Origin of the sequence: Okeania sp. SIO3B5 (genome assembly GCF_010692555.1) — a bacterium.
Lineage (GTDB): Bacteria > Cyanobacteriota > Cyanobacteriia > Cyanobacteriales > Microcoleaceae > Okeania.
The window spans coordinates 22601-28600 of record NZ_JAAHHG010000083.1; the positions used below are offsets into that span (position 1 = coordinate 22601).

4 protein-coding genes are annotated in these 6000 nt (G+C 34.5%); 2 read left to right on the forward strand and 2 right to left on the reverse strand.

Translation table 11 applies throughout. The features are described from left to right. Positions 1-1731 precede the first annotated feature (1731 nt). Both F6K54_RS13815 and F6K54_RS13820 read left to right on the forward strand, forming a co-directional pair. Positions 1732-2904, forward strand: a complete 1173-nt coding sequence (locus F6K54_RS13815; protein WP_293078362.1) for a HAMP domain-containing protein — start codon at positions 1732-1734, stop codon at positions 2902-2904. Between the two features lie 322 nt (positions 2905-3226). Continuing rightward, the gene (locus F6K54_RS13820; protein WP_293078364.1) at positions 3227-3505 is read left to right on the forward strand and encodes a hypothetical protein; all 279 of its coding nucleotides are present in this window, start codon (positions 3227-3229) and stop codon (positions 3503-3505) included. 661 nt (positions 3506-4166) lie between these two features. On the opposite strand, the gene rph is transcribed toward F6K54_RS13820, so the two are convergent. Beyond that, positions 4167-4892 (reverse strand): ribonuclease PH, encoded by a 726-nt coding sequence (rph, locus tag F6K54_RS13825; RefSeq protein WP_293078366.1) that lies wholly within the window; start codon positions 4890-4892, stop codon positions 4167-4169. A gap of 333 nt (positions 4893-5225) precedes the next feature. Continuing rightward, entirely contained in the window at positions 5226-5786 is a 561-nt protein-coding gene (locus F6K54_RS13830) for an adenylate kinase (protein WP_293078368.1), read from the reverse strand. Positions 5787-6000 lie beyond the last annotated feature (214 nt).

A 6000-nucleotide genomic window follows, 5' to 3' on the forward strand; every position in this document is an offset into this window, starting at 1 on the left:
AAAACTGCTGTCAATTGCAACTTCAGTTATTAAATAATAATAATGATTCAGTAATGAATGTAGAGGATTATTGGCATTAATTCCAAATATATTATGCTTTTAAACCCTACTGCCTACTCCCAAGGAAATGTAGCAAAACTTTTGAGAAATGGTATTATACCAATTTGATAAATGTTTGCTACAAATAGCTAGGGTATTTCTTAGAATCCAGAATTCAGAATCCAGAATTCGTATGGGGATATATTTAATGCAATTCTTGATGTTTTAAGCTATCTTTTTCGTCAAATAGACTTTATTCAAAAGTTTATTTATGACTCTTATTATTCGTAACATTCTTTTTTCAAAATGGTATTATAATTCATTAGACATCTCCAGAAAAGAGGGAGTAGGGAACCTACCCCTCGCCCCTCCCCCTCCCAGGAGGGGAATAATTGATAATTTCTTTAGGATAATTGATTTTATTTTTTATTATTGGAGATGTCTATTAGTAGTGGAAAATTATTTGTATATAATTTTAGTTTTAAACCTGATCGAATGATCGGTTATATCATGTCCGGATAAGAGCGCAGTCAAAAAAACTTTCTCCTTTTCCTCATCTTAATTTCTTGCTTCTTGCTGGTTCTTTCTTCCCTCCTGACTTCCCCTCCCCTCCTGGGAGGGGCTAGGGGTGGGTTGACTCCTGACTCCTCCGTAATTTTATGTATAGAACCCATTTGATAACTATATAATTATGGTAGTCAAGTCTTTTCACGCATCAATTTTGAGGAAAAATCTGAAGAAGGAGTGTTGATTTTTTTGTATTATACCAATTTGAAAAAAGAATGCTAGTAAGCATTCAGCCGTCAGCCATCAGCCATCAGCTATTGCTTTTAGTTTAGGATAAAAGCAATATTTAATTGTCTTACTATAAAAGTTGACTCCCTTGCCCTTAAAGTCTATTTTAATTTAGACACTGTCCTTAAGGAGAGAGTCTTGTTGCTGATAGCTGACAGCTAATAGCTGAATGCTTACGAATGCTACAAAAAGGTAGACCTTTATCGGATATGCTTAAAAATAGCTAGTCTAGTTCATTTTAGATAATTATTTATATCGTTTTTCCCTTTTTATCAATATTTATCCCTTCTTCCTTCTTTCCTCTTCCTTCTTTTGTAGGGACGTTGCATGCAACGTCCCTACCATTTGTAACAAACATTTATCACGCTTGGTATTATTTCTCCCCACATCTTCCCTCTTCCCTCTTAACTTCTGTCTCCTGTCTCCTGTCTCCTGACTCCTAACTAAAAAACTTAATATTTATGAAGATACGGTTAGGGATTCTATAAGTAATCAACCGGAGATAATATTAATGCATAATTGATTTGGTTTAAATATTTTTTCTTACTAGCGATCGCCGGATTTGGTATTAGTAGAAGTTATTACTAATAATTTATTTAGATATAGCATTCTTATCTGAGATATGGAGATAAAGTGCTATACTACTAAATGTAAAAGTTGTGAAAAATGGGTGCATATCATATTTGCAAAAATACTTTTTTCCTATATATTCCCTGTTCCCTTTTCCCTGTTCCCTGTTCCCTAAAAGCAATAACTTTTTGGCTTTATTCACCCATTGAGATGCACCCTGAAAAATTTAATTATATTTATTTTTTCTTCTATCTAGCACTTATGTGAAAAATTTACGAATTAAATAGGACTGCGATAGACTACATCAATCAATTCTAAATAAAAAAAATGAGTAATACTAAAATTCAACTAATTTTGAAATTAAAAAAGATTTTCAGTAGACATTATTCAAATTTCCCTTTAAAACAAAAGATAAGTTTACCGTTTCTCTCGGTATTCTTAACAATATGGTTTATCGGAAACTTCGGTATTATTTATTACTTTTCTCAGGATATTGAACAAAGACAACTAAAAGAAGTAGAAGGCATTGCTGGATTAGTGATGCAAGAACTCGAAAGGCAAATGAATAAACTGTACTTAAATGCTAAATTATTAGTTGGTGGCACAACAATGTCTAAAGCATTAGAAACAGGGAATAAAACAGAAATTCTCAAAAAAATAATACCTTTAAAAGCAAGTTTATCCCTGGATATAGTTAAAGTAATAGATAAAAATGGTAACAGCATAATAGATTTACGCAACCCGACACTGAATCAAGTAAAAATATCAGATCGAGTAGTAATTTCACAAATAATTAATGGGGTAGCTTTTTCCAGCATGATTACAGGAAAAGAATTCAATAATTCTAGATCGATCTTAATAGGAGCTACACCAATTAAATCTAATCAAGGAGTTATTGGCGGTATTATTATCGGTACTGCTATCAATAATCAATTACTTGATGAAATATCTACAGAAACAAATAAATATATTGTTGCTTTTCAAAACAAAGAAATAATTGCTTCTAGTTTACCTGGAAATGAAAATTTTTTTTGGGATAAAATCCACGCAAAACACGATAAAAAATCAAATAAAATAAAAATTGACGACCAATTATACATAGTTAAAAATATCAACTTACTTGGGTTAGATGGTACAAAGTTAGAATTAACTGCCCTATCTCCTCTAGCAGATTTAGAAGAAACAAAACAAAAACTTGTGATGATAATTAGTTTATTTTCTTCACTAGGAGCAGGAATAGTTATTCTCGTAGGTTACTCACTATCAAATGTAATTGCAAGTCGAATTGCTACAGTGACTTCTGCTACGAAAAAATTAGCTGAAAGTGACTTAAAAATGCGACTTCCTGTCACTTATAACGATGAAATAGATAAATTAGCTGAAGGATTCAATTTCATGGCACAACAATTAGAAGAACGGGAGCTAAAAATAAAACTTAAAGTACAGAATTTAGAAGAAACTTTAGAAAAATTTGTAAGTACTGAAGAAACTTTAGATTGACATCCTCCCGACGCTGCCCTACGAGACAGCGCGGGATTCCCTAGCATCACTGTTAGAGGCTTTCTGTTTCTTAGCACCCGCCTTCCGATGGTGATGATAGGGAACAGGCAACAGTTTAGACTATCTGCTACGGCCAAATTTTCGACATTTTCAGGGATAAAGTACTAGCATTTTGAGACTACAACAGCCAAAAACCTTGCACCCCCTCAGCAATATTTAACCCTGGAAGCCTGAACTGGTATTGTATATATTTCAATCCAAAAATTGAGCAATTTTGGCTAATAGATTATCGGGTTTATGATCCAGATAATGACAAAAAAACGTGAGGAGCGATCATGTAGAAGAAATGATATTAAATGTGGTCTCTAAGAAAAAATTACCATTTATAACTGTATTAATGGATAGTTGGTATGCAACGCAAAGATTAATGGCACTGGTAGATAATATGCAAAAATTTTATTACTGTCCCTTAAAAATCAATCGTCTAGTAGATGATACTGGAGGTGTAGAAAAGTATAAAAAGATTGGAGAATTAACTTGGAATGAATCAGAAAAAATATCAGGTAAAATAATTAAAATAAAAGGAATTCCTTTGAGATAAAAAAGTTAAGCTCCATAGGGGCAACTGTTTCTATCAACAGAACAGAATATGTTGTTACTAATGACTTAAGTCAATCTTCGCATTTATGCTGTAGATATGAAGTCTCAAACCAGATGGAAGATTGAAGAATTTCACGCCAGAATTAAGCAATTAACAGGTATAGAATTTTGCCAGTGCCGTCTGGGCCAAATTCCAAAAAATCATATAGCCTGTGCTATGCTAGTCTGGAATTTTCTCAGTCATATTAGCAGAAAAGATAGGAAAAACTATTTATAAAGTCAAACATGAATTACTCTCAGATTACTTAATCCAAGAACTGAAGAAGCCCACAATAAAATTCAGGGCTATTTTGAGGTTATAGGTATTTTTGACTTTTGTTTTAACAATCATATCTGTTTTGTAGCGATCGCCTATTTTTAAGCGTTAGCGGAGCTTTGCGCCAGCAATCGCCTGAATTAGTAGACGCTATATATAGTGTCTTTGCGTAAGTCCTGATTTATAGCTATATTGACTATTTCCTCGAATGCTTTAGGGAGGCAACTTTTGTAGTAATATCATGTCCGGTTTAATAGTTAGACTTTGGAGGAATGAAGGCAGCTATCTCCTCTAAATTCCCCGTTTCTCCTGACTCCTGAGGACTGACTCCTGACTCCTTAGTCGTTTATACCGGATTTGATATAACTTGACGTTGAGCTACAAATAACTCTTGAATTCCTGCTTCTGCTAAATCTAAAATTTGATTAAGTTGAGTACGACTAAAGCTACCTGCTTCTGCTGTTCCCTGAACTTCAATTAAAGCAGGTTTATCGTTCATCACCACATTAAAATCAATTTCTGCAGCTACATCTTCGGTGTAACTTAAATCCAAAAATTCTTTCCCCTCCAATAACCCCACTGAAACAGCAGCAACCTGATGCAAAATAGGCGATCGCTCCAACTCTCCCTGCTCCATCAACTTGTTAATAGCATTTGCCACTGCCACAAACCCCCCAGTAATAGAAGTAGTACGAGTACCCGCATCTGCTTGCAACACATCAGCATCGACAATGATGGTGCGTTCCCCTAATAAATTCATATCCAGAGATGCTCTCAAACTACGTCCGATTAACCTTTGAATTTCTTGAGTACGTCCAGAAAGTTTCATAAATTCTCTTTGTTGGCGTTGGGGAGTTGCACCAGGTAACATTCTATATTCAGCAGTTAACCAACCTTGTCCCGTATCTGCCAAAAATTTAGGTACTCCTGATTGGATAGTGACAGTGCAAAGTACCTTTGTATCGCCACACTTAGTTAAAACAGAACTGGTGGCAAATTTAGTATAATCTAACTCAAAACTGATAGGACGTAATTTATCTGGTTGTCTACCATCAGGACGTTGCCAAGACATAGATATCTATAAATTGATTGATTAATAAACTACTGAGAATTACTGAAAAATTCAGGTATAAAGCCTCTCCATTCATCCAATCCTCTTATTTTATAAGAAGAGTTCATTAATTGATAATTGATAATGGATAATTGATAATTACCTCGGGTTTTAACCGTTACGGAATTGAATATAAGGAGATATTATTTCTTCTCTTAGTCGATTGGATATGGCGCAGGCTTCAGAGCCATCCCTCAACCGCTTTTTTCCCCTTAAAAGGGGAGGCTTTAAACCAGAATTATTTAATTATTAATTATTAATTATTAATTATTCGGTAATTCTAAATTCTAAATTCTAAATTCTAAATTCTTGAAATTGTTGTAATATTTGTTGTTGAACTTGGGTAATCTGTTGTTCCCCATCAATAGTGAGTAATCTTTGACGATATCCATAATATTCCAAAATAGGAATAGTACGCTCATAGAATAACTCTACCCGACGTCGGGCAATTTCTGGGTCATCATCAGCACGCGATCGCTGAAAACATCGATTCATAAGTATCTCCTCAGATACCTCTAAATAAATTGCCCAGTCTAGCTTTTGCCCTAAATCATCTAATAGAAAATTTAGTTCTTCAGCCTGAAAAGCAGTTCTCGGATAACCATCAATTAACCAACCCTGGCTAACATCAGACTGTAAAAGTCGTTGACGAACAAACTGGATCATTGTCTTGTCTGGTACTAACTCCCCCTTTTCTACATAAAGCTGCGCCATCTGGCCTAAAGTTGTTTGAGTAGCGATCGCTTCTCTGAGTAAATCGCCAATAGAAATTAAAGGAATCTGTAAATGATTACATAACCATTGTGCTTGAGTTCCTTTCCCAGCACCTGGACCACCTAAAATTATTAATCTCACAGTCGCTCAACTTAATTAGTCAAAATATAATACTTGATTATTTTATATATTTGGTATTTCTCACATCATCAGGATAAAGGATATCAGAACTGTTCCGTAACTCTTGTGTTCCCTATTACCGAATAATTAAGGTTTAAAGCCTCTCCTTTAAAGGAGAAACAAGCGGTCGAGGGATGGCGAGGTCTCCTCGCTGTCCTCCAATCGACCAAGAGAG